Origin of the sequence: Actinomycetospora sp. CA-101289, assembly GCF_050955895.1 — a bacterium.
Classification (GTDB): domain Bacteria; phylum Actinomycetota; class Actinomycetes; order Mycobacteriales; family Pseudonocardiaceae; genus Actinomycetospora.
Genome location: NZ_CP192093.1, coordinates 1,399,072 through 1,421,636 on the forward strand (window position 1 = coordinate 1,399,072; position 22,565 = coordinate 1,421,636).

Below are 22,565 nucleotides of genomic sequence, written 5' to 3' on the forward strand. Positions count from 1 at the left end.
CGTGGCACACGATCTCGCAACCATGCTGGAGAAGATCAAGAACAGGCAGTGGGCCCTGGCCGACGTCGACTGGGCCGCCCCCGGCGCCGAGTCGGTCACCGACGAGCAGCGGCCCCGACTGCGCGCGTTCATGGCCGACCTGGTGTGGGTGGAGAACATCGGGGCCCGTGGCTTCGCCGCGATGGCGACCAAGGCCGAGGACCCGACCCTGCGCGAGATCTACCGCTGGTTCGACGCCGAGGAGCAGCGCCACGCGAACGCCGAGCTCGCGCTGATGCGGCGCTGGGGCATGCTCGCCGACGACGAGGTCCCCGAGCCCAACGTCAACGTCCGCCTCGCGATCGAGTGGCTCGACCGGTACGCCGACGGCATGTCGCTCTCGGTGCTCGGGACCGTGATCCCGATGCTCGAGGTCGCCCTCGACGGCGCGCTGGTCAAGTTCCTGCTCGACGAGGTCCGCGACCCCGTCTGCCACGAGGTGTTCGCGAAGATCAACGCCGACGAGTCGCGCCACCTCGCGGTCGACTTCCAGGTACTCGAGATGCTCGGCAACGCCCCCCTGCGCCGCCTGCTGATCGACTCCGTCGGCGCCCTGTTCAGCCCGTCGGCGCTGCTCGGCGCCCTGATGTACATGCCGCTGCTCAACAGGGTGCGCGACAACGTCGTCGCGATGGGTCTGCCCGAGGAACAGCTCTACCGTGCGATCCGGCGCTTCGCGTCCAACGGCGACCGCAGCGACGCCACCCGCCGGCTCCCGATGTACCACGTGGTTCGCGCCCAGGGGAGCATGGCGGTGGACCGGGCGCATCCCTACCACTACGCCGCCGACCTCCTGGTCCGGGTCTCGGACCTCGTGCCGCGCGCCCTGCTGCCGCGCACCCCGAGCTGGGCCCGCGAGCTGACCCACGAGCCGGTCGCCCGGTGAGCGTCGGCGACGACCACGGGCCGCACGCCGTCCTCGTCGTCGGCGCGGGGCTCGCCGGGCTGGGGGCGGTGATCCGGCTGCGCGACCACGGCATCGACGACGTCGTGGTGCTCGAGCGCGGCGACCGCGTCGGGGGCACCTGGCGCGACAACACCTATCCCGGGGCGGCCTGCGACATCCCCTCGCTGCTCTACTCCTACTCCTTCGCGCCCAACCCGGACTGGTCGCGCACCTACGCGGGTGGCGAGGAGATCCTCGACTACGTCGAGCACCTGGCCCACAGCCGCGACCTGCTGCGCCACGTCCGCTTCGGGAGCACCGTCGAACGGCTGAGCTGGGACGACGCGACGGGTACGTGGACCGCGTACGTGAGCGGGGCGGCACCGGTCCGGGCGCGAGCCGTCGTCATGGCCGCCGGGCCGCTGGCGAACGCGAGCCTGCCGGACCTGCCCGGGCTCGCCGACTACACCGGCACCACGATGCACTCCGCGCGCTGGGACCACGACGTCGACCTCACCGGCCGTCGTGTGGCCGTGATCGGCACCGGGGCGAGCGCGGTGCAGATCGTGCCGCGCCTGACCGAGCGGGTCGCTTCGCTCAAGGTGTTCCAGCGCACGCCGGGATGGGTGCTGCCCCGCCTCGACCGGTCGAACACACCGGCGACCCGCGCGGCGTTCCGTGCCGTACCCGCGCTGCAGCAGCTCGCCCGGTCCGTCCTCTTCGGCGCCCAGGAGCTGGCTGCCCTCGGCCTCGTCTGGCCCACTCCCGTGACGACGATGATGGAGGGAGCCGCTCGTGCCTGGCTGCGCCACGAGATTCCCGACCCGTGGATGCGACGCCAGCTCACCCCCGACTTCCGCGCCGGCTGCAAACGCATGCTCGTCAGCAGCGACTACCTCGCCGCGCTCCGCGCCGACAGCACGAAGCTGATCACGTGGCCGATCGCCCGGCTCTCACCTCGTGGTATCCGCACCGCCGACGGGATCGAGCACGAGCTCGACGCCGTCGTGTTCGCCACCGGGTTCGACGTTTCGCGGACCGGCACACCGTTCCCCGTCCTCGGGCGGGGCGGACACACCCTCGACGAGCGCTGCAAGGCGGGCGGGCACGCCTACCGCAGCGTCACGACCGCCGGCTTCCCCAACCTGTTCTTCACCTTCGGCCCCAACTCCGGGCCCGGGCATCACTCCGCCCTGGTCTACGTCGAAGCACAGCTCGAGCACATCGCCACCGCGGTTGGTGTCATCGTCGATCGCAACCTGCGTCGCTTCGAGGTCCGGGCCGATCGGGAACGGGCGGAGAACGACGAGCTGCAGCGCCGGCTCGCGGGTACGACGTGGAACTCCGGCTGCGCGAGCTGGTACCTCACACCCGATGGACACAACGCGACGATGTACCCCGGCTTCGCCACCCAGTACGTGCGTTCGACGCGTCGCGTCGAGCTCGACGACTACGAGATGACACGCAGCAGCACGTGAGGGGTGCAGGTCGCGGAGCGGCACCGGCGGCGTGAGCTTGTCCCGGCCGTTCTACTCGAGGCGGCTGACCGAGGCGATGGCGGGAACGGGTGGTGTCCGGTGATTGCCTTGGCGTGGCCCGCGTCGAACAGGCGGGCGATCCGACGCCGAGCGCTGTGTCGGCCGCTGCGTCGACAGGTCGTCGAGCGCTCGAGGGGAATGGGTCGAGGAGCTTGCGCACGGTGTTGGCCGCGAGCGGGCGGCAGACGTGGCCCGCCTTCGGCCTGCCCGAGCACAGCTCGCGGCAGCGACGGAGCCTGGCGTGGAAGAGCTCGAGGACCTCGGCGTCGAGCTTGCCGCCGGACATGGAGCCGAAGGTCGGGCGAGGTAGATGCGGATCAGATCCGCGTACCGCTCCGCGGTGCTCTCGTCGTGGTCGGAGACCTCCATCCACTGATCGAGAAGTGCGCCCATGGTGGTGTTCGTCCGGGGGTGGTGCTTCTCGTCGACCTTGGTCTGCAGCCGGGCGAGAGCCGCCTGCGCCGCCTTGCGGGTCGGCGCGGACTCCCGGAGGTAGCGCTCCTTGCCGGTCAGCGGGTCGATGCCCGCGTAGATCACCGCGCGGTACGAGCCGCTCGACCGCTGCTCGACGTACCCCGGCTTCGGCTCTTGGTCGCGCCCGCGGGGAGGAGTTAGGCCGATTTCATCCCCCGAGTCCCTCCCATGACGGGGTGAGCGCGTGGGGTCGAACGGTGAACGTGCAGGTCAGACCCGGCGCCCCCGGCAGTGTCGTGTCTCAACACATCCCGGACAGGTGTCTCACGACATGCCGGACAGATGTCGCGGGTGATCCCGGACGGGCTCGGGACGCTCGTGCATGTCGTCCAAGGCGCGTCTGGTGATCACTGCTGTGGTCGTGGAGAAGCGGCCGGTCGCGCAGGTCGCGCGCGAGTACGGGGTGTCGCGGTCCTGGGTCTATGAGCTGCTCGCCCGCTACCGCGCCGAGGGTGACGGGGCGTTCCGGGCCCGCTCACGGCGACCGAAGACCTCGCCGCGGGCCACCCCGCCGGAGACGATCGAGATGGTCTTGGAGCTGCGCAAACGCCTCGCCGGGCAGGGCCTGGACGCCGGGCCGGACACCATCGTCTGGCACCTGGCCCACCACCAGGGCGTGGCCATCTCGCGGGCCACGGTCCACCGAATCCTGGCCCGCCACAGCCAGGTCGTGCCGACCCCGGCCAAGCGCCCCAAGTCGTCCTACCTGCGCTTCGAGGCCACCTACCCCAATGAGTGCTGGCAGTCCGACTTCACCCACCACCGCCTTGCCGGCGGCGCCCACGTCGAGATCATCACCTGGCTCGACGACCACTCCCGCTACGCCCTGGGGGTGACCGCCCACCACCGAGTCACCGCCGGAATCGTGGCCGCCACCTTCGCCACCGCGGCCGCTGCGCACGGGTTCCCGGCCTCGACCCTGACCGACAACGGCATGGTCTACACCGTCCGGCTGGCCTCGCGCCGCGGCGGTCGCACCGCTCTCGAGCACGAACTTGCCCGCCGCGGCATCACCCAGAAGAACAGCCGACCGTCGCACCCCACGACCTGCGGCAAGGTCGAACGTTTCCAGCAGACCCTGAAGAACTGGCTGCGCGCACAACCCCACCCACCGGCGACGATCGTCGAGCTCCAAGCCCTGCTCCACCGCTTCGTCGAGACCTACAACCACCAGCGGCCACACCGCGCGCTCGCCCACCGCGCCACCCCGGCCACCGCCTACACCGCCCGCCCCAAAGCCGCCCCCGGCGCCGACCGCACCACCGACACCCACCACCGCGTCCGCACCGACAAGATCGACAAGTCCGGGACGGTCACCCTGCGCGTCGCCGGCCGGCTGCGCCACATCGGCATCGGCCGACCCCACAGCGGAACCCACGTCCTACTGCTCACCCAGGACCGCCACGTGCGCGTCATCGACGCCGCCACCGGCGAACTCCTCCGCGAGCTCGAGATCGACCTCACCCGCGACTACCAGCCCCGACACCCACCGACCCCGAAATGACAAACGCCCGAACCCACACAACGTGGGTCCGGGCGTCCGGGATGTCCTGAGACATCACACCGGCGCCCCCGGCAGGATTCGAACCTGCGACACCCGCTTTAGGAGAGCGGTGCTCTATCCCCTGAGCTACGGGGGCCCGGATGCACTCTAGCTGCACGTTCGTCCTCCCAGGGTCCACACCCGGTGCACGAGATGCGCGGGAGACAGGTGAGCGCGGGCAGACTCGTCGGCGTGCGCGCGCTGGTGATCGGACACGACCACATCGGCGGCACGGGGCACGTCGGCACGGCGCTCACCGCGGCCGGTTGGAGCCTGGAGAAGTTCACGGTGGTGCCCGCACACCGATTCACGAGTCCCGACGTCGAGGCCGAGTTCCCGAGTGCGGACGGCTACGACCTCGTCCTGACGCTCGGCGCTCCGTGGCCGCGGTCGGCCATCTCGACGTGGGCGGGCTCCGAAGTGGACTTCCTCGCCACGGTGCACGAGCGGGGCACGCCGATCCTGGGCATCTGCGCGGGCGCTCAGTTCCTCGCCGAGGCACTGGGCGGGGGATGCACGCCCCTCGGTGTGGAACGGGTCGGCTGGCACGCGGTCCGGTCACGTGGGGGCGTGGTCCCGAGCGGTCCGTGGTTCCAGTGGCACGCCGACCGGATCGGGGTGTCGGCAGGCGCCGAGGTGATCGCGGACAGCGAGGACGGGCCCGAGGTCTTCCGGGTCGGCAACTCGGTCGGCGTGCAGTTCCACCCCGAGATGTCGGCCGCCCTCCTGGACCGCTGGCTGGGAGCGACGCCGATCCCCGACCAGCGGGCGGCAGAGCTCCGGCTCGCTGCCGCGGCACACGAGCACGACGCGCTCGATCGTGCAGAAGCGCTTCTCCGCGGCCTGCGCTGGATCTAGGGCGTCGCGGTTGTGGTCCGCCCCCGCGGGCCGCGATGATCCCCCCGTGTCGGTGGCCGCGATCACGTTCGCGCTGGTCTTCCTCGCGGAGGTGGCCGACACCAGCGGCCTGGTGACGCTCGTGCTGGCCACCCGCTTCCCCGCACGCTGGGTGCTGCTGGGCGTGTGCGCGGGGATGCTGGTCCACGTCGCGATCGCGCTCGCGGCCGGCGGTCTCCTCTCGCTCCTGCCCGGGCGTCTCCTCGAGGCCGTCCTGGCCCTGATCTTCCTCGTCGGCGCGTTCCTCATCTGGCGCGAGGGCGAGGAGGACGACGATGACGACGACGAGGCCGGCCTGGAGAAGGCACCGAAGAGCCGCTGGGGCGTGGTGGCGACGGCGTTCGGGGTCACCGCGCTCTCGGAGTTCGCGGACCCCTCGCAGATCGTCACCGTCTCGCTCGCGGCCCGCTACGGCGACCTGGTCGCCGTGGGCATCGGTGCGCTGCTCGGTCTGTGGGCCTGCTCGGCGCTGGCCGTGTGGGGCGGCGACCGCCTCCGGCGGCTGATCCCGGTGAAGTGGGTGACCCGGGTGGCCGCCGCGGTGATGGTGGCGCTCGCCCTCTGGACCGCGGTCGACGCGATCCGGGGGTGACCGCGCGGTGCCCGGACGGACTCGGCGAACCTAGGCTCGCCCGCGTGCTGGCGTGGCTGAGGAGCTGGAAGGGTGGCACCGCCGTCGCCGCCGCGTGCTTCGTGATCGGCGGCGTCCGCGTCGCGAGCGCCGAGCACGGCTGGCTGACCTGGATCCTGTTCCCCCTGGCCGCGGGCTACGGCCTGGCGGCCGTCGTCGACCGCCGCGCCCACCACGCCCGGCGCACCGCGGCCCACCCCGACCCCACCCGGTGGACCACCCAACCGTCACGGTTGGGTGCCTGGTTCGCCGCCCAGCGCGGGCGGGCGCACCACCCCGGCCAGGCGCCCGTGCCCGTCACCCTCACCGTCGCCACCTCGACCAAGGACCGCGTCGGCGCGCTGCTCGCGATCACCGCCGCGGTCGTCGGCCTGGTCCTGGTGTTCCAGGACGGACGGATCGAGGGCACCGGACGCCGGCCGCCCCGGGGCAGGTGCACCACCAGCCGCCGCCGGGGAGCGACGACTGACGGTGAGCACCGCCGCGGGTGTAGCGTGCGCCCGGTCGGCTCGACAGGGCTGCACGCAGGGCCCCGATCGGGACCACGTCGGGAATCTCCGGGTGGACACACGCCATCCGGGACGACGACCGAGGTGGGCGCGGTGGACCAGGTGCGGCTGAGCCAGGCGCTGGCGGCCGCGGTCGCGAGCAACGACCCCGACGCCCCGCTGGCGGTCTGCCGGGCGTGCGTCGCCTGGCTGCCGGTCACCGGCGCCGCCCTCACGGTCATGGCCGGCCCCGATCGCCAGGAACCCGTGTGCGCCACGGACGACGTCTCCGCGCGGATCGACGAGCTGCAGTTCAGCCTCGGCGACGGCCCGTGCGTCGAGTCGTTCTCCACGGGCCGCGCCGTCCTCGTGCCCGACATCGCCGACCCCCACGAGCGCCGGTGGCCGGTGTTCGCCGCCGCGGCGGCCGACACGGGCGCCCGCGGGATGTTCGTGTTCCCGCTGAACGTCGGCGCGAGCCGGATCGGCGTGCTCGACTGCTACCGCGACACCCCGGGCGGCCTCGACGACCGCGAGCTGACCGGCGCGCTGCGGGCGGCGGACGCGGCGGTGTGGACGCTGCTCGACACGCTCGCCCCGCGGGCCAGCACGAACGGGGCGGCGGAGGTCGAGGTCGTCGACGGTTCGTCGCTCACCCGCGCCGAGGTCCACCAGGCCACCGGGATGCTGCTCGCCCAGGGCCACCTCAGCGCGGCGGCCGCTCTGGCCCGGCTCCGGGCCGCCGCCTTCACCACCGGACGCACGATCAACGACATCGCCGACGACGTCCTCGCCCGTCGGCTGCGCCTGCACCCCGACGGGTCCTGGCACAGCAACGGGTACCGGGACGATGAGACGATCGACCACCCCGCTCCCCCCAGGAGCCGGGGCGAGGAGGACCCGGAATGACCACGCCGCCGCAGCAGCGCGAGCAGACGCTCGTCGAGGCCTTCGTCCGGCTCGCCGACACGCTGGTCACCGACTACGACGTCATCGACCTGTTCCACGGGCTGTGCACCGACTGCGTGTCGCTCCTCGGGGCCGACGCCGCCGGGCTCCTGCTGACCGACCAGCGCGGGAGCCTGCAACTGGTGTCGGCCTCGAACGAGCAGGCGCAGGTGGTGGAGCTCTTCCAGCTCCAGGCCGACCAGGGCCCCTGCCTGGACTGCTTCCGCACCGGCGTGCAGGTGCACGCCACCGACCTGGCCGCCGAGGACCGGTGGCCCAGGTTCACGTCCCGCGCGCGGGACAACGGGTTCGCCGCCGTGCACGCGCTGCCGATGCGCCTGCGCGGCGAGGTCGTCGGCGCCCTCAACCTCTTCCACCGCCAGCGGCGCGCCATGGACGAGGCCGACCTCGGGGTGGGGCAGGCACTGGCGGACGTCGCCACCATCGCGATCCTCACCGACCGCAGCAGCCGCCAGCGCGAGCTGCTCACCGAGCAGCTCCAGGCCGCGCTGACCAGCCGCGTCATCATCGAGCAGGCCAAGGGCGTGCTGGCCGAGCGCGGCGGCATCGGGCTCGACGAGGCCTTCGGCCGGATGCGCTCCTACGCCCGCGGACACCAGCTGCGCCTCGCCGACGTCGCCCGCGACGTCGTGGAGGACGCCGTCGACACCTCCGTGCTGCTCGACTGATCCGTCCGCCCGATCACCGCCGTGATCGTGCGCGGGGTGGACAGCCACCGCGTCATGAGCGACGGTGGAGATGTCGACCAGGACCCCGTCGGCGCGCCCTCGTCGTTCCTGCGAGGGCCAGGTCGATCCCGGGGGACCCATGCGCCGCAGGCGCCTGCACGACCACGATCAGCAGTCCGAGGCGGACGTCCGCCGCGCCCAGCGCCTCGTCGCCACCACGCGGGGCTGCACGCTGCGCGAGGGCGCCGACGCCCTGCGCGCCCGTGCCACCGACCTCGGCGTCTCGCTGCACGCCGCGGCCCTGGCCGTCCTCACGACGCGCCCCGTCGACCCGCTCCTGCGTGACCAGCCCGTCCGCTGAGCCCTCCCACCCACCGTCCGGCCCACACCGGAGCCGGCAGCCCACGGAAACGAGCGATGACGACCATTCCCGGCATCGGACCGAACGTCCGCACCGACACGACCGACCTCGACCTCGAGCGCCTGCAGGTGGCCGCCCGCGCGGTGCTCGACTGGCTCGACCGCGACGGCGGGACGGGGCTGAGCGCCGTGCGGATCGACGAGATTACGCGGCACGCCCGGATCCTCGCCGAGGCGGTCGCCCGGGCGACCCCGTTCGCCGCGACGCGCGCGCACGCCCTGACGGTGCGCAACGAGCTGATCGTCCTCGCCACCGAGCAGTCGCTGACCTTCGCCGTCTGGTTCGACGACGCCCTGGGTCTCGGCGCGCTGCGCGGCGCCGCGGTCACGGAGGACCCGGCCGAGCTCCGCGGCTGACGCACGGGCCCGCTGGTTTCGGACCCGCGTCGGATCGGGAACGGTGAGACGCCGCCGGCCGAGGGCCGGCGGTCGGGTCGGTCCCGTCGGAGGTTGAGCAGACAGCGCCGACGGGACCGTCTCCGCCTGACGCCCAGGCGTGTGCCTAGAGCTAGGTGTACTCGGGCGAGCGGGAGTCGACGGGCATGCGCGGCACCGGCGTCTCGGCGGCAGTACGGGAGCGCTCCGCGGCGTCGGTCAGCGCCTCGAAGAACCGCGCCGACTCCGGACCGCCGTCCGTCGACACCACGCGGCAGCTGCGCTCGGTGGAACCTACCGGCGTGCTCAGCAGGCTCAGGCCCGGCGCGCCGTCCGCGTCCCCCGCGGTCACCTCGACCTGCTGGAGTCGGTGGAACGTGACCTGGGTGTCCGGGTCCATCCCGTCGCTGTCCGGGTCCCGGTCGCACACGACCAGGACGTCCGGGGTCAGCAGGAGCTCCACGGCGTGACGCCGCGGCCGGCTCCGGCCGAACCAGCGACTGCCGACGCTGACCACGTCGGTGCGCAGACCGTGCGTGACCTCGGGCAGCGGGTCGCGGAACAGTCCGCGCACCTCCGCCTGCTCCTGGATCAGCGAGATGACCGGCGTCGGCAGGCCGTGCACGCCGATGACACGGGACGACGGGTTGCGCAGGGTCCCCACGACACCCCTCCACTCCGCGTCGGAGCCGGGGATACGTCCCCCGGACGTGCTCGCGACGCCGCATGGGTGAGGTCGAGGTGGGACGGGCGTGTGTTACAGGCGCCCCTCGTCAGGGTGACCCGCGCGGATCAGCGGCCGAAGTCGGCGAGCACGCGCTCCAGCGGCGCGGGGCGGACCGAGACGTCGCCGGAGAACGGGTGGTCGATCGAGACGGCGACGAAGAGCAGCACGCCGATGACCGCCGCGAGGCTGCCCGTCATGATCACGTGCAGAGCGGTGCTCTGCAGGCCGAAGATCATCGCGAAGCCGATGGTCACCGCCGCACCGAACACCAGCGCGACCCACAGCACGCCCGGCAGCCCCTGCTCGACGAAGTCGAGCCGCTGCGAGCGGTACGAGACGACGTCGGCGAAGCGGTCGGCCTCGACGGCGACGTAGGCCTCGCGCGTCGGCGAGTCGGCGGGCAGGGCGGCGAGGTCCTCGGCCGTGCGGTCGAGCACGGCGGCGACGGCCGGGTGCCCGGGCTCGCCGCGCCCCATCGCGGGCCACTCGTCGTCCAGCACGGCGGTGACGTAGGCCCGCACGTCCTCCTGGACCTGCCGGCGCACCTCGGGCGGGAACGCGGCGCTCTCGCGGTACAGCCCGCGCAGCGCGCTCGCCTCCTGCCCCACGACGCCCTCCGCCTCGCTGAACTGCTCCCAGGACACGATGACCACGAACGCCAGCAGCACCGCGTAGATCACGCCGACGATCGCGATGATGAACCCGGCGACGTCGTTGTGCCGGCCCTCGGCGAGCTGGGGCCAGCGCCGGCGCACGAGCACCTGCAGCCCGACGACTGCGGCCGGCGCCGCGATGACGAGCAGGAGGAAGAGCAGCCAGATCGGGAGCGAGCCCACGGTCGGCAAGGTACTCATGGAGCATGGCCCGCCGACAGATCGCGCTCCCGGGATTGGACCGCCCGCGAGCGGTGACCCCTGCACCATGGTGACGAGCACGGCGGGTCCCGCCGGCGGGGACGTCGACGGTGTGGACCTCGGGCTGTTCGGTCCGTCGTCGGTGACGTGGCGGGTCCAGCTGGAGCCCGTGCTCTGGGTCGCCGGCATGCGCGCCCTGCTCCTGCAGTCGCTCCACCCGCGGGTGATGCGCGCGACTTACCAGAACTCGGCGCTCTTCGATCCCAAGAAGGCCTGGCCCCGCTTCCAGCGCACGGTCGGGTTCGTGGGCACCCGCACCTTCGGTACCCGCGCCGACGTCGAGACGGCCGGGGCGCGGGTCCGGCGCATGCACGCGACGCTGCGCGGGCGGGAGCCCGACGGCACCGTGATCGCCCTCGACGACCCCGAGAACCTGCTCTGGGTGCACAACGCCGAGATCGACTCCTACGCCGACGTCGCCCGCCGGGCCGGGGTGATCGACGACGACGAGGCCGACGCCTACATCGCCGAGAGCGTGCGCGCCGCGGAGGTCGTGGGCCTCGACCCGGCGCGGGTCCCGGCCTCGCGGGCCGCGCTCGCCGCCTACTTCGACCGCGTGCGCCCCGAGCTGCGGCTCACCGACGAGGCGCGCTGGGGCGTCGGCGGCCTGCTCACCCCGCAGCCGAGCGCGCCGACGGGCATCGCGCTGGCGCTCTCGTCGGTGGCCGCGGTGTCGTTCGCGACGCTGCCCCGCTGGGCGCGGCGGATGTACGGGCTGCCCGGCCTGCCCACCACCGACCTCGGGGTCACCGTCGCCCTGCGCGCGCTGCGCAACGCCACCGACCGGCTGCCCGACATCCCCGCCCCGCCCGAGATCGCCCGGGCGCGCCAGCTGGTGCGCGAGGCCCGCGCGGCGGGGTGATCGGGGCGGGGTCATCGTGGCACCCCTGGTGCCAGCGTGGGGGCCACGGGCGGCACGGAGCGCAGCGGAGCTGCCGCGCCGGAGGCGGATGACCGACACTGGGTGCGAGAAAAGCACCCACGATCACCCCGGAGGCACCGTGCCCGTGACCGAGGCGTACATCGTCGACGCCGTCCGCACGCCGGTCGGGACGCGCAAGGGCGCGCTCGCCGCCGTGCACCCCGCCGACCTGGGCGCGCACGCGCTGCGGGCCCTGGTCGAGCGCACGGGCATCGACCCGGGGGCGGTCGAGGACGTGCTCATGGGGTGCGTGTCCCAGCTCGGTCCGCAGGCGGGCGTCATCGGGCGCACGGCGTGGCTCTCGGCCGGCTTCCCCGAGCACGTGCCCGGCACGACGATCAACCGCGCCTGCGGGTCGTCGCAGCAGGCCCTGCACTTCGCGGCGCAGGCGGTGCTCTCGGGCACCCAGGACCTGGTGATCGCCGCCGGCGTCGAGAACATGGCGATCGTCCCGATCGACGCCAACGCCTCCGTGCTCGAGCGCATGGGCACCCGCCGCGAGGGCGCGGGCTGGATCGAGCGCTACGGCGAGCAGGAGATCAGCCAGTTCCGCGGCGCCCAGCTGATCGCCGAGAAGTGGGACCTGACGCGTGCGCGGATGGAGGAGTTCGCGGTCGAGAGCCACCAGCGGGCCGCGCGGGCCACCGACGAGGGCCGGTTCACCGGGCAGATCGCGCCGCTCGAGGGCCTCGACCGCGACGAGGGCATCCGGCCGGACGCGAACGTCGAGAAGATGGCGACGCTGCCGCCGCTGCGCGAGGGCTACGACCTCACCGCCGCGGTCTCCAGCCAGGTCTCGGTGGGCGCGGCGGCGCTGCTGGTCGCGTCCGAGGACGCGGTGCGCACGCACGGCCTCACCCCGGTCGCCAAGGTCTCGACGCTGGCGGTGGTGGGGGAGGACCCAGTGCTCATGCTCACCGGCCCGATCCCCGCGACCCGCGCCGTGCTGCAGCGGGCGGGGCTGGGCATCGACGACATCGACCTGTTCGAGTGCAACGAGGCCTTCGCGTCCGTGGTGCTCGCCTGGGCGCACGAGACGGGCGCGGACCTGGCGCGCACCAACGTCAACGGCGGGGCGATCGCGATGGGGCACCCGCTGGGCGCCACCGGCGCGATCCTCGCGACCAAGCTCGTGCACGAGCTGCAGCGCACCGGGGGCACCCGCGGGCTGCAGACGATGTGCGAGGGCGGCGGCCAGTCCAACGCCACGATCATCGAGCGGGTCTGACGCCGTGGAGCTCCGTGATCGCGTCGCCGTCGTCACCGGGGCGGGCGGCGGCATCGGCCGGGCCCTCGTGGGCGCCCTCGCCGACGCCGGCGCCCGCGTGGTGGCCACCGACCTCGCCGTCCCCGACGCCGAGGGCGCCGTCCTGTCCCGCGCGCTCGACGTCACCAGCGCCGACGCGACGGCGGCGCTGCTCGACGAGGTCGCCCGCGAGGTCGGGCCCGTCGACGTCTACCTCGCCAACGCCGGGGTCGGCGCGGGCACGGACCCGGTCGAGACCCCGGACGCCGTGTGGGACACCGTGCTCGACGTCAACCTGCGCGCGCACATCGTCGCCGCGCGCCTGCTGCTGCCCGGCTGGCTGGAGCGCGGCGAGGGCTACTTCGTCTCGACGGCCTCGGCGGCGGGCCTGCTCACACAGATCGGCTCCGCGCCCTACGCCGTCAGCAAGCACGCGGCGGTGGCCTTCGCCGAGTGGCTCTCGGTGACCTACGGCTCCCGCGGCGTCCGCGTCTCCACCGTGTGCCCGATGGGGGTGGCGACGCCGATGCTCGAGTCGGACCCGGACGGCATGGGCGCCACGGCGACCGGCGCGGTGCGGGCGGCGGGCGAGGTGCTCACCCCCGAGGCGGTCGCCGCCGCGGTCGTCGACGGGATCGGGCGCGAGGAGTTCCTCGTGCTCCCGCACCCGGAGGTGCTCACGTTCTTCCGGCGCAAGGGCGAGGACTACGAGCGCTGGCTCGCGGGGATGCGCCGGCTGCAGGACAAGGTCACGCGGACGTAGGGCGGCACCGCTCGCGCAGCGACGCGGCGAAGGCGGCGGGACGGGCATGATCGCGGGCGTGGACGTCCGCTTCTGGTTCGACCCCGTGTGCCCGTTCTGCTGGCTGACGAGCAAGTGGCTGCGCCTGGTCGCCCCGCAACGGGACCTCGCGATCGAGTGGCGCTTCATCTCGCTGCGCCTGCTCAACGCGCACGTCGACTACGACGCGCAGTTCCCGCCCGAGTACGAGGCGGGACACACCGCCGGCCTGCGGGCCCTGCGCGTCGCGGCGCGCGTGCGCCACGAGCACGGCCCCGAGGCCCTCGACCGCCTGCAGGACGCGTTCGGGCGGCACGTCTTCGAGCAGGAGCCGGTGCCCGACACCGCGGAGGCGAAGGAGGTGCGGGGCACCGACCGGTTCGTGGCGGGCGTGCTGGCCACGGCCGGCCTGCCGCCCGGGCTCGCCGAGAGCGTCGAGGACACCGCGTGGGACGCGGTGATCCAGGCCGAGACCGACGAGGCGCTGGCCGCGACGGGACGGGACGTCGGCACGCCCATCGTGCAGATCGACCCGCCCGACGGCCTCGCGTTCTTCGGGCCCGTGATCAGCCGCATGCCCTCCGCGGAGCAGGCGGGCGAGCTGTGGGACCACACCGTCGGGCTGGCGCGGTTCCCGGGGTTCGCCGAGCTCAAGCGCAGCCTGCGCGAGCAGCCGCAGCTACCCGCGTTCGGGGTCGCGGCGGGCGAGGCGGGCGTCGTCGAGGACTGGCACGGCGGGAGCCGCCGCCAGCACCGCTGAGCCCGTCACCACACCGACAGCTGGTAGTCGCCGCGCCCCTCGTCCCACTCCATCGTCACGAGGTCGCGGGCGCGCGCGGCGCGGGCGAAGCTCAGGAAGCCGTTGAAGCCGAAGCGCTTCTCCGAGAAGCCGGGGTCGCGCTTGCGCATCTGGTCCTTGAGGCCCGAGAGCTGGGGCGGGGCGCCGGCGGCCTCCTCCAGGTCGCGCACCGTCGTGGCGAACAGCGCGAACGCCTCGTCCTCGGCCGACGTGTCCTCGGGGAACGCCACCTCGGGGTCGCCGGCCGCGGTGCCCGGCGCGAGCGCCACCACCCCGCGGTTCTCGAGGTGGCGCAACAGCTCGCCGAAGCCGCGGAAGCCCTGGTCGCCCTCGTCGAACGTCGGGTCCTTGCGCAGGATCGCGCGCTTGAGCGTCGACGCGCGGACCGCCCCGTCCGCGGCGCGGGCGAGCCCGGCGAGGGTGCTGGTCACGACGGTGGTGAGGTCGGGGTCGGGGCCGCCGGACGAGGTGTCCTCGGACGGCTCCGGGGTGGCGGGCGCCACCGGCTCGACGGGCTCGATCGGCCCGGCCGGCCCGGCCGGCTCCGCGGCGGGGGTCGCCGGCGTGGCCGGCGTGGCCGGCGTGGCCGGGACGGCGGGACGGCGCCGGGACGATGACCGCGCCGGCATCGGGCGGCCCTCGACGCCGGGCAGGCGGTCGTAGAACAGGAACTCGTCGCACGCGGCCGGCAGCAGCTTCGACGTCGAGGACTGCACGCCGATGCCGATGACGCGCTTGTCCATCTCGCGCAGCTTGTGCATCAGCGGGGTGAAGTCCGAGTCGCCGGTGCCGATGGCGAACGTCGTCACGAACTCGCGCTCGTAGGCCAGCTCGATGGCGTCGACGGCCATCTTGATGTCGGCGGCGTTCTTGCGGGAGCCGCCGATGCGCTGCGGGATCTCGATCAGCTCGACCTGGGCGCGCGCCAGCAGGCGGCGGTCCTCGTCGAACGACGACCAGTCGGCGTACGCCCGCCGCGTCACCACGCGTCCGCGCTCGGCGAGCGCGTCGGCGACAGGCCCGAAGTCGAAGGGCGAGACCCCGAGGCCGTCGCGCGCCCCGATCGCGAGGTTCTCGTAGTCGAGGAACAGGGCGATGCGTTCGTCCTCCGGGGCCATCGGGGCAGCGTAGGTGGCGGTGGTGACGCGGACGCGTGGGCTCCTCCGTGCGGAGGCAGTTCGGTGACGATCCCGTACGAATCCTTGCGTGCTCGGATAGTACGTGTTCGGATTGGCGATGGAGGTGGTCGTGATGGACCAGAACCTGTTCAACGACATCTGCCTGCAGCAGCTGCGGCTCTCGGGGGTGCGCGAGGGCGAGACCGTCGCGGTGCTCACGCGCGGGGCCGAGCGCGGTGAGTACGCCGACGCGTTCCTGTGGGCGATCCAGCAGCTGGGTGCCGCGGGCTACCACCTGCGCCTGCCGGCGCCGGCGAGCGCGAGCGGGGCGTGGGCGGTGGGCGACTCCGGGCTGGGGCGCAACCCGCTGGCCGTCGAGGCGCTCAAGGCGGTCGACATGGTCGTGGACTGCACGTTCCTGTTGTTCAGCCCCGAGCAGTTCGCGATCCAGGACGCGGGCACCCGGATCCTGACCGCGGTCGAGCCCCCGGAGCTGCTGGCGCGGCTGATGCCGACCACCGAGCTGCGCGAGCGCGTCGAGACCGGCGCGGAGCTGCTGGCGAAGGCGTCGTCGATGCGGATCACCAGCGCGAACGGCACCGACGTCACCTACCGGCTGGGCGTGTACCCGACGATGTCGGAGTACGGCTACACCGACACCCCCGGGCGGTGGGACCACTGGCCCGCGGCGTTCGTGTTCACCGGCGGCGCCGACGACGGCGTGGACGGGCAGATCGTGCTCTCGCCGGGCGACGTGCTGCTGCCGTTCAACACCTACGTGCAGACCCCGGTGACGCTGACGATCGAGCAGGGGTTCATCCGCGACATCCGGGGTGGGCTGGACGCGGAGCTGCTCGCGTCGTACATCGCGTCGTTCGAGGACCCGCGGGGCTACGGCATGTCCCACGTCGGGTGGGGTCTCGACGAGCGCGCCCACTGGCACGGGCTCACGCAGTTCGGCGGCGGCATGGGCATGGAGCTGCGCAGCTTCTACGGCAACGTCATGTTCTCGATCGGCCCGAACAACGAGCTCGGCGGGCCCAACGACACCCCGTGCCACTTCGACATCCCGATGCGCGGCAACTCGCTCTACCTCGACGACGAGCTCATCGTGGACAAGGGTGAGCTGACCGTCCCCGAGATGCGACCGGCAGGGAAGCGATGACCGACCACCACATCGGGATGATCGTCCCGAGCTCGAACCGGACGATGGAGACCGAGCTGCCGCGGATGTTCGCGGCGCGCGAGCAGGCGATCCCCCACGACCGCTTCGTCTTCCACGCCGCCCGGGCCCGCATGAAGCACGTGACGCCCGAGGAGCTCCAGGCCATGAACGCCCAGGCGACGCGGGCGGCCACCGAGCTCGCCGACGTCCGCCCCGGCGTGGTGGCCACCGCCTGTCTGGTCGCGATCATGGCCCAGGGCCCCGGGTTCCACTGCACCGCCGAGGACGACATCACCCGCGCCCTGCGCGCCGAGGGCGCCGAGGTGCCGGTGATCTCGTCGGCGGGCGCCCTGCTGTCGGGGATCGCGGCGCTGGGGGCGCGGCGGGTCGCCCTGATCACCCCGTACATGAAGCCGCTGACCGCCGCCGTCGTCGCGTACCTGGAGGACGCCGGCGTCGAGGTCGTCGACTCGCTGTCGCTCGAGGTGCCCGACAACCTCGCCGTCGCCCGCCTCGACCCCGCCGACCTGCGGGAGCACCACCGTCGTCTGGACCTGTCGCGTGCCGACGCGCTCGTGCTCTCGTGCTGCGTGCAGATGCCGTCGCTGCCGTCGATCGAGCCGGTGCAGGACGAGGTCGGTATCCCGGTGCTCTCCGCGGCCACCGCCACGACCTTCCGCATCCTGTCCGAGCTGGGGCTGGAGACGCGGGTGCCGGGCGCGGGGCACCTGCTCAGCGGTGGCGTCGCCGACCCCGGGGGCGTGACCCGGGCGGCCTGAGCGCCACCGCCGGTCCGACCGAACGGCACCTTCGCTCGAGTAGTTCGAGCGAAGGTGCCGCTCAGATCATCGACCGCAGGGCGTCCCGGGTGGCGGTCATCGCCGCCTCGGGGTCGTCCCAGAACACCATGTGGCCGGTGCCCGGGACCTCGACCATCGACGCGTCCGGGTTCGCCTTCGCCGCCTCCTCCGCGCCGGCGGCGGTGACCACCGGGCTGTCGCCGCCGTGGATCAGCACGGTCGGGGCGGGGACCGACGGCCAGGTGGCGAAGAAGTCCTCGGACTCGAAGCCCTGGTGCGTGGCGATGATCGCGTCGCGCGAGATGGAGCCCAGCCAGCGGGCGCGCAGCTCCTGCTCGCGGCGGGCCCAGCGGGGCCAGGACGCGGCGACCTCGTCGGCGTCGGTGCCGCGGCGGGCCTGGTCGAGCTGGCCGAGGAACGCCTCGAGCGTCGTCGGGTAGGGCCCGCGGCCGGGGCCGCTCATCGGGGGGTCGACGAGCACGCTGCCGCGCAGGTCGAGCCGGGTGGCGGCGACGGCCGCGATCCGCGCGCCCATGGAGTGCCCGAGCACGATCGGCCGGCGGAGGCCCAGGCCGTCGACCACGGCGGCGACGTCGCCGGCGTAGGCGTCGAGGTCGTAGCCCTCGCCGTTGTCCGACAGGCCGCGGCCGCGGACGTCGAGCACGATCGGGCGCACGAGGTCGGTGAGCTCGCGGGCGACGAAGTCCATGGCGATCGCGGGGCTCGTGATGCCGGGGACGATCAGCAGCGGTGTCCGATCCTCGGGCCCGAAGTCCAGCAGGTGCAGTCTCGTCGCCCCGGACCGGACCCAGCGGCTCACCGCCGGGGTCTCGGCGAGGTCGGCGACCGCGGGCTGGGTCAGGACGCGCTGGGTGGGCGATTCGGTCACCGCTCGGCCTTCCGGAAGGGGTCGTCGAGGTAGGCCACCGCGTCGTCGAGGGCGACGACGTCGGCGTACTTGGCCTGCAGGTCGTACAGGGCGGCGTCGTGCGGGCCGCGGGCGCGGTCACCGCAGGCGTCGGCGACCACGAGGGTGTCGAAACCGGACTGCACGGCGTCGACGGCCGTCGCGCGCACGCAGCCCGAGGTGGTGGCGCCGCAGACGACGGCGGTGTCGACGTGCAGGCCGGCGAGCAGGCCCGCCAGCGCCGAACCGTGGAACGCCGACGCGCCCTTCTTGACGACGAGGTGGTCGCCGTCGCGACGGTCGAGGCGCGGGTCGAGGGCGACGGCGTCGCTGCCCTCGCGCAGCGCGCGCATGCCCGGGGCCTTGCGCAGCCACGCGAGCGCGTCGCCGTCGGCCTCGGCGGGGGTGTAGGCGATGACGGTCCAGAGCACCGGCACCCCGCCGGCGCGGGCGGCGGCGACGAGGCGGTTGGTGGCGTCGACCTCGGCGGTCAGGTCGGAGCCCGAGGGGAACGCGGGCTCGGTGAAGCCGCGGGTGAGGTCGACGACGACGAGCGCGGGCCGGGGTCCGCGGGGGACGGCGGCACCGAAGCCGGCGCGCGCGAGGGCGGCGTCGGTGTCGGGGCCGTGGAGCCCGGCGCGGGTGTCGGGTTCAGCGTCGGCCACGGTGGCGCAGCTCCTCGATCAGCAGGGACTGCCCGCGCAGGCGGCCCAGGAGGTAGCCCTGGAACAGGCCCAGGCCGGCGACGGCGGCGAGCGCGGCGTAGCGCCCGGTGCCCGCGGGCAGGAGCATCGCGAGGCCGTCGAGAGGTTCGTCGGCGGCCGCCGGGGCCGGCGAGGTGGGGGCTTTCCTGGCGTTGGACGCCAGCGTGGCCCCCACGCTGGCACCGGAGGTGCCGTTTTCCCGGTCAGGAGAGAGCTCGCCGGCGAGGTTGCGGGCGAACTGGTCGAGCAGGCGGCTCGAGACCGTGGTGATCGCGCCCTTGCCGAACTGCGCGATCTTGCCGCGCACCAGGAGGTCGGTGTGCAGGTCGAGCGTGGCGCCGCCGTCGGCCTCGGCCACCGACAGGACGACGTCGGCCTCCGCGTCGCCGGCGCCGTGGGCGTCCGTCGCGCGGGCCGACAGGCGCAGGGTGCGCTGTTCGGGCAGGACCTCGGTGAACCGCAGGGTGCCCGCGTAGGCGGCGCTGATCGGCCCGACCTTGACCTTCACGCGGCCCCGGTAGGCCTCGCCGTCGCGGCCCTCGAGCGTCGCGCCGGGCAGGCAGCCCGCCACCCGCTCGACGTCGTTGAGCAGCGCGAACACCGCGTCCGGGTCGGCGGGGACGGCGAGGTGGTTGTCCAGGATCACGAGGAACGCTCCTTGCGCGAGGCCGCCGTCGCGCACACCGCGTCGACGATGGTCTGGTAGCCGGTGCAGCGGCACAGGTTGGCCGAGAGCGCCTCGCGGATCTCCTCGCGCGACGCGTCCGGCTGCTCGGCCAGCACGCCCTCGGCGAGCATGAGGAAGCCGGGCGTGCAGAACCCGCACTGCAGGCCGTGGTGCGCGCTGAACGCCTGCTGCAGGTCGGACAGCTCGCCGTCGTGGTCGAGGGACTCCACGGTGCGCACGTCGGCGCCCTCGGCCTGCACCGCGAACACCAGGCAGGCGCGGGTCGGGGCGCCGTCGAGGAGCACCGTGCACGCCCCGCACACCCCGTGCTCGCAGCCGACGTGGGTGCCGGTGAGGCGCAGGTCGTGGCGCAGGACGTCGGCGAGCGTGCGCCGAGGCTCGACGACGACCTCGTGCTCCTCGCCGTTGACCTGCAGCGTCAGCAGGTGGGGATCGTTCACGGCCGGCCCTCCAGGGCGTCCAGCACCGTCGCGGGGTGGATCGGGGTGGTGTCGAGCTCGACGCCGGTGTGGCGCAGCGCGTCGTTGACGGCGTTGAGCACCGCGGCCGGGGCGCCGATCGTGCCGCCCTCGCCGGCGCCCTTCGCGCCGTTGGCGGTGAACGCGCACGGCGTCTCGAGGTGCGCGATCGTGATGTCGGGGATCTCCGTCGCCGTCGGCACCAGGTAGTCGATGAACGACGCGGCCGACGGCTCGCCCTGCGCGTCGTAGGTGACCTCCTCGAACAGCGCGCCCGCGATGCCCTGCGCGATCCCGCCGCGGCACTGCCCCTCGACCACCTGGGGGTGGATGACGACGCCGCAGTCCTCGACGCACGCGTAGCGCAGGATCCGGATCGCGCCGGTGCCCGGGTCGGCCTCGACCACGACGGCGTGGGTGGCGTTGGAGAACGTCCCGTCGCCGGGGACGTCGAAGCTCGCGGTGGCGGTGAGGGTGGGTTCGACGTCCTTGGGCAGCAGGTGGCTGCGCAGGTAGGCGACGTCGGCGATGTCCTCGTACGACAGCCGCCGGTCCGGGTCGTCGAGCTGCGCGACGCCGCCGTCGCCGTCGAGCGCGACGTTCTCCGGGCGCGTCTCGAGCAGGTGCGCGGCGATGCGGCACAGCAGCTCGCCCAGGCGCTCGGAGGCCAGCGCGACCGCCGACCCGCCGATCGTCACCGACCGGGACGCGAACGTGCCCCAGCCGTAGGCGATGCGCTCGGTGTCGCCCTGGCGCAGCTTGACGCGCGCGGTGTCGATGCCGAGCCGGTCGGCCACGATCTGCGCGAACGTCGTCTCGTGGGACTGGCCGTGGTTCATCGTGCCGCTGGTGACGACGACGGCGCCGGTGGTGTCCATGCGGATCTCGGAGAGGTCGAAGCCGGGGACCACGGTCATCTTGCGCTTGGCGAACGCCTCGGAGCCGTAGCCGGTGCGCTCCGAGAAGCAGCAGAAGCCGATGCCGAGGTGCCGGCCCGCCGCCGCGGCCCGGTCCCGCTCGTCGTACCAGCCCTCGTCACGGATGATCGACTCGGCGAGGTCGAGCGACTCGCGGTAGGTCCCCGGGTCGTAGGTGACCCCGTTGACGCCGGTGTAGGGGAACTGCGTGACGACGTTGCGCCGGCGGACCTCCACCGGGTCCAGGCCCAGCTCGCGGGCCGCGCGCTCCATCACCCGCTCGATCGCCACGACGTACTGCGGGCGGCTCACCCCGCGGTACGGGGCGGTGGGGGCCTTGGTGCTGGTGATCGCGCGGCCGCGCACCCGATAGGCGGGCACGCGGTAGACGCTGGGCATCTCCGCCGACGCCATCAGCGGCTCGATGCCCGCGGTGAAGGGGTAGCAGGAGTACGCGCCCATGTCGCAGACGACGTCGACGTCGAGGGCGGTGATGTGGCCGTCGCCGTCGAACGCCGCGCGGGTCCGGTAGTGCTGCTCGCGCGCGAGGAAGCCCGCGGTGAGGGCCTCGCGCCGGTCCTCGATCCACTTCACCGGGCGGTGCAGGCGCTGCGCCGCGGCGGCGACCGCGATCTCCTCGCGCCCGACGACGCACTTCTGCCCGAAGCCCCCGCCCATGTCCGGCACGGTCACCCGCACCGTGCGCTCGGGGACGCCGAGGCAGCGCGCGACCATCGTGCGCACCTGGTGGGGGACCTGCGTGGTGGTCTGCACGAGCAGCTGGTCGTCGCGCGCGTCCCACGACGCGAGGGCGCCGCGGGTCTCCAGCGGCAGCGCGTTCTGGCGGGCGCTGTGGGTCTCGACCTCGACGACGCAGCCGGTGGCGGTCGTTCCCGCGGCAGCGAACGCCTCGTCCACGCCCGGGGTGTCGAACATGGACACGTCGAGCAGCACGTTGTCGGGGGCCTCGTCGTGCACCACCGGCGCGCCGGCGGCGAGCGCGGCGTCGGCGGAGGTGACGGCGTCGAGCACGTCGTAGGCGACGCGCGCGGCCTCGATGCCGTCCTCCACCGCGTACGGGTCGCGGGCGACCACCAGCGCGACGGGCTCGCCCACGAACCGCACCTTGTCGCGGGCCAGCACCGGCATCGCGGTGGGCGTGAACTCCTCGGCGGGGCGGTCGAGGATCGCCACGATGTCGCCGAGGGCGAGGTCGGCGGCGTCGTAGGCGGCGACGACGCCGGGGACCGCGCGGGTCGCGGACAGGTCCAGCTCCGTCACGCGGCCGTGCGCGACGGTGGCGCGCACGAATCCCGCGTGCAGCATCCCGGTGAGCGCGATGTCGTCGAGGAAGCGGCCGCGCCCGGTGAGCAGGCGCGGGTCCTCGTGGCGCGGGATCGAGGCGCCGACCCAGCGGCCGCGGTGCCCGTCGAACCGCGGCTCGGCGGGAGTGCCGTGGTCGCCGCCGCCCTCGGGGCGGTCGGGGTCCGC

The 22,565-nt window shown here is 73.7% G+C and carries 23 protein-coding genes and 1 tRNA gene; 15 read left to right on the forward strand and 9 right to left on the reverse strand.

The window, feature by feature from the left end:
• Position 1 precedes the first annotated feature (1 nt).
• The 3 genes from ACQPX6_RS06990 to ACQPX6_RS07000 all read left to right on the forward strand — a co-directional run bounded on the left by ACQPX6_RS06990 (position 2) and on the right by ACQPX6_RS07000 (position 4,441).
• Positions 2-925: a ferritin-like domain-containing protein gene (locus tag ACQPX6_RS06990; protein ID WP_433786438.1), complete on the forward strand. Its 924-nt coding sequence runs from the start codon at positions 2-4 to the stop codon at positions 923-925.
• Positions 922-2,403: a flavin-containing monooxygenase gene (locus ACQPX6_RS06995; RefSeq protein ID WP_433786440.1), complete on the forward strand. Its 1,482-nt coding sequence runs from the start codon at positions 922-924 to the stop codon at positions 2,401-2,403. Before ACQPX6_RS06990 ends, ACQPX6_RS06995 begins: the two co-directional genes overlap by 4 nt.
• Before the next feature lie 856 nt (positions 2,404-3,259).
• Positions 3,260-4,441 (forward strand): IS481 family transposase, encoded by a 1,182-nt coding sequence (locus tag ACQPX6_RS07000; RefSeq protein ID WP_433781575.1) that lies wholly within the window; start codon positions 3,260-3,262, stop codon positions 4,439-4,441.
• 63 nt (positions 4,442-4,504) lie between these two features.
• Here ACQPX6_RS07000 and ACQPX6_RS07005 read toward each other — a convergent pair.
• Positions 4,505-4,577 (reverse strand) — tRNA-Arg (locus tag ACQPX6_RS07005).
• A gap of 71 nt (positions 4,578-4,648) precedes the next feature.
• Here ACQPX6_RS07005 and ACQPX6_RS07010 point away from each other — a divergent pair.
• From ACQPX6_RS07010 to ACQPX6_RS07035, 6 genes are all read left to right on the forward strand, one after another.
• Positions 4,649-5,338, forward strand: coding sequence for a type 1 glutamine amidotransferase (locus tag ACQPX6_RS07010; RefSeq protein WP_433786442.1), 690 nt, complete (start codon positions 4,649-4,651; stop codon positions 5,336-5,338).
• Between the two features lie 46 nt (positions 5,339-5,384).
• Positions 5,385-5,969 (forward strand): TMEM165/GDT1 family protein, encoded by a 585-nt coding sequence (locus ACQPX6_RS07015; RefSeq protein WP_433786443.1) that lies wholly within the window; start codon positions 5,385-5,387, stop codon positions 5,967-5,969.
• 44 nt (positions 5,970-6,013) lie between these two features.
• Positions 6,014-7,405: a GAF domain-containing protein gene (locus tag ACQPX6_RS07020; protein ID WP_433786444.1), complete on the forward strand. Its 1,392-nt coding sequence runs from the start codon at positions 6,014-6,016 to the stop codon at positions 7,403-7,405.
• On the forward strand, positions 7,402-8,133 hold the full coding sequence (locus tag ACQPX6_RS07025) for a GAF and ANTAR domain-containing protein (RefSeq protein WP_433786445.1): 732 nt from the start codon (positions 7,402-7,404) through the stop codon (positions 8,131-8,133). The genes ACQPX6_RS07020 and ACQPX6_RS07025 overlap by 4 nt, the downstream gene beginning before the upstream one ends.
• Positions 8,134-8,272: 139 nt before the next feature.
• Positions 8,273-8,494 (forward strand): hypothetical protein, encoded by a 222-nt coding sequence (locus tag ACQPX6_RS07030; protein ID WP_433786447.1) that lies wholly within the window; start codon positions 8,273-8,275, stop codon positions 8,492-8,494.
• Between the two features lie 56 nt (positions 8,495-8,550).
• The gene (locus tag ACQPX6_RS07035; RefSeq protein ID WP_433786449.1) at positions 8,551-8,910 is read left to right on the forward strand and encodes a hypothetical protein; all 360 of its coding nucleotides are present in this window, start codon (positions 8,551-8,553) and stop codon (positions 8,908-8,910) included.
• A gap of 151 nt (positions 8,911-9,061) precedes the next feature.
• On the opposite strand, the gene ACQPX6_RS07040 is transcribed toward ACQPX6_RS07035, so the two are convergent.
• On the reverse strand, positions 9,062-9,592 hold the full coding sequence (locus ACQPX6_RS07040; protein ID WP_433786451.1) for a hypothetical protein: 531 nt from the start codon (positions 9,590-9,592) through the stop codon (positions 9,062-9,064).
• Positions 9,593-9,720: 128 nt separating this feature from the next.
• Positions 9,721-10,491, reverse strand: coding sequence for a DUF4239 domain-containing protein (locus ACQPX6_RS07045; RefSeq protein ID WP_433786453.1), 771 nt, complete (start codon positions 10,489-10,491; stop codon positions 9,721-9,723).
• Between the two features lie 85 nt (positions 10,492-10,576).
• Here ACQPX6_RS07045 and ACQPX6_RS07050 point away from each other — a divergent pair, with 85 nt between their 5' ends.
• The 4 genes from ACQPX6_RS07050 (at position 10,577) to ACQPX6_RS07065 (ending at position 14,278) form a co-directional block, all read left to right on the forward strand.
• The gene (locus ACQPX6_RS07050; RefSeq protein ID WP_433786455.1) at positions 10,577-11,431 is read left to right on the forward strand and encodes an oxygenase MpaB family protein; all 855 of its coding nucleotides are present in this window, start codon (positions 10,577-10,579) and stop codon (positions 11,429-11,431) included.
• Positions 11,432-11,576: 145 nt separating this feature from the next.
• The gene (locus tag ACQPX6_RS07055; RefSeq protein ID WP_433788207.1) at positions 11,577-12,719 is read left to right on the forward strand and encodes an acetyl-CoA C-acetyltransferase; all 1,143 of its coding nucleotides are present in this window, start codon (positions 11,577-11,579) and stop codon (positions 12,717-12,719) included.
• Between the two features lie 4 nt (positions 12,720-12,723).
• Positions 12,724-13,500: an SDR family oxidoreductase gene (locus ACQPX6_RS07060; protein ID WP_433786456.1), complete on the forward strand. Its 777-nt coding sequence runs from the start codon at positions 12,724-12,726 to the stop codon at positions 13,498-13,500.
• A gap of 58 nt (positions 13,501-13,558) precedes the next feature.
• Positions 13,559-14,278, forward strand: coding sequence for a mycothiol-dependent nitroreductase Rv2466c family protein (locus tag ACQPX6_RS07065; protein WP_433786457.1), 720 nt, complete (start codon positions 13,559-13,561; stop codon positions 14,276-14,278).
• A 5-nt stretch (positions 14,279-14,283) separates the two neighbouring features.
• Here ACQPX6_RS07065 and ACQPX6_RS07070 read toward each other — a convergent pair whose 3' ends face one another.
• Positions 14,284-15,435 (reverse strand): NYN domain-containing protein, encoded by a 1,152-nt coding sequence (locus ACQPX6_RS07070; RefSeq protein ID WP_433786459.1) that lies wholly within the window; start codon positions 15,433-15,435, stop codon positions 14,284-14,286.
• Positions 15,436-15,568: 133 nt separating this feature from the next.
• On the opposite strand from ACQPX6_RS07070, the gene ACQPX6_RS07075 reads away from it, so the two are divergent.
• Both ACQPX6_RS07075 and ACQPX6_RS07080 read left to right on the forward strand, forming a co-directional pair.
• Positions 15,569-16,600 (forward strand): leucyl aminopeptidase, encoded by a 1,032-nt coding sequence (locus ACQPX6_RS07075; protein WP_433786461.1) that lies wholly within the window; start codon positions 15,569-15,571, stop codon positions 16,598-16,600.
• Positions 16,597-17,379, forward strand: coding sequence for a maleate cis-trans isomerase family protein (locus ACQPX6_RS07080; RefSeq protein WP_433786463.1), 783 nt, complete (start codon positions 16,597-16,599; stop codon positions 17,377-17,379). Before ACQPX6_RS07075 ends, ACQPX6_RS07080 begins: the two co-directional genes overlap by 4 nt.
• Positions 17,380-17,440: 61 nt before the next feature.
• On the opposite strand, the gene ACQPX6_RS07085 is transcribed toward ACQPX6_RS07080, so the two are convergent.
• From ACQPX6_RS07085 to ACQPX6_RS07105, 5 genes are read right to left on the reverse strand one after another with little or no spacing between them, the layout of a single operon-like run.
• Positions 17,441-18,289: an alpha/beta fold hydrolase gene (locus tag ACQPX6_RS07085; protein WP_433786464.1), complete on the reverse strand. Its 849-nt coding sequence runs from the start codon at positions 18,287-18,289 to the stop codon at positions 17,441-17,443.
• Complete coding sequence (locus ACQPX6_RS07090; protein ID WP_433786465.1) at positions 18,286-18,972, reverse strand: isochorismatase family protein; 687 nt, start codon at positions 18,970-18,972, stop codon at positions 18,286-18,288. Before ACQPX6_RS07090 ends, ACQPX6_RS07085 begins: the two co-directional genes overlap by 4 nt.
• Positions 18,959-19,657, reverse strand: coding sequence for an SRPBCC family protein (locus ACQPX6_RS07095; protein ID WP_433786467.1), 699 nt, complete (start codon positions 19,655-19,657; stop codon positions 18,959-18,961). The genes ACQPX6_RS07090 and ACQPX6_RS07095 overlap by 14 nt, the downstream gene beginning before the upstream one ends.
• A complete protein-coding gene (locus ACQPX6_RS07100; protein ID WP_433786469.1) occupies positions 19,654-20,139 on the reverse strand; it encodes a (2Fe-2S)-binding protein in 486 nt (161 codons plus the stop codon). The genes ACQPX6_RS07095 and ACQPX6_RS07100 overlap by 4 nt, the downstream gene beginning before the upstream one ends.
• Positions 20,136-22,472 (reverse strand): xanthine dehydrogenase family protein molybdopterin-binding subunit, encoded by a 2,337-nt coding sequence (locus tag ACQPX6_RS07105; RefSeq protein WP_433788208.1) that lies wholly within the window; start codon positions 22,470-22,472, stop codon positions 20,136-20,138. Before ACQPX6_RS07105 ends, ACQPX6_RS07100 begins: the two co-directional genes overlap by 4 nt.
• Positions 22,473-22,565 lie beyond the last annotated feature (93 nt).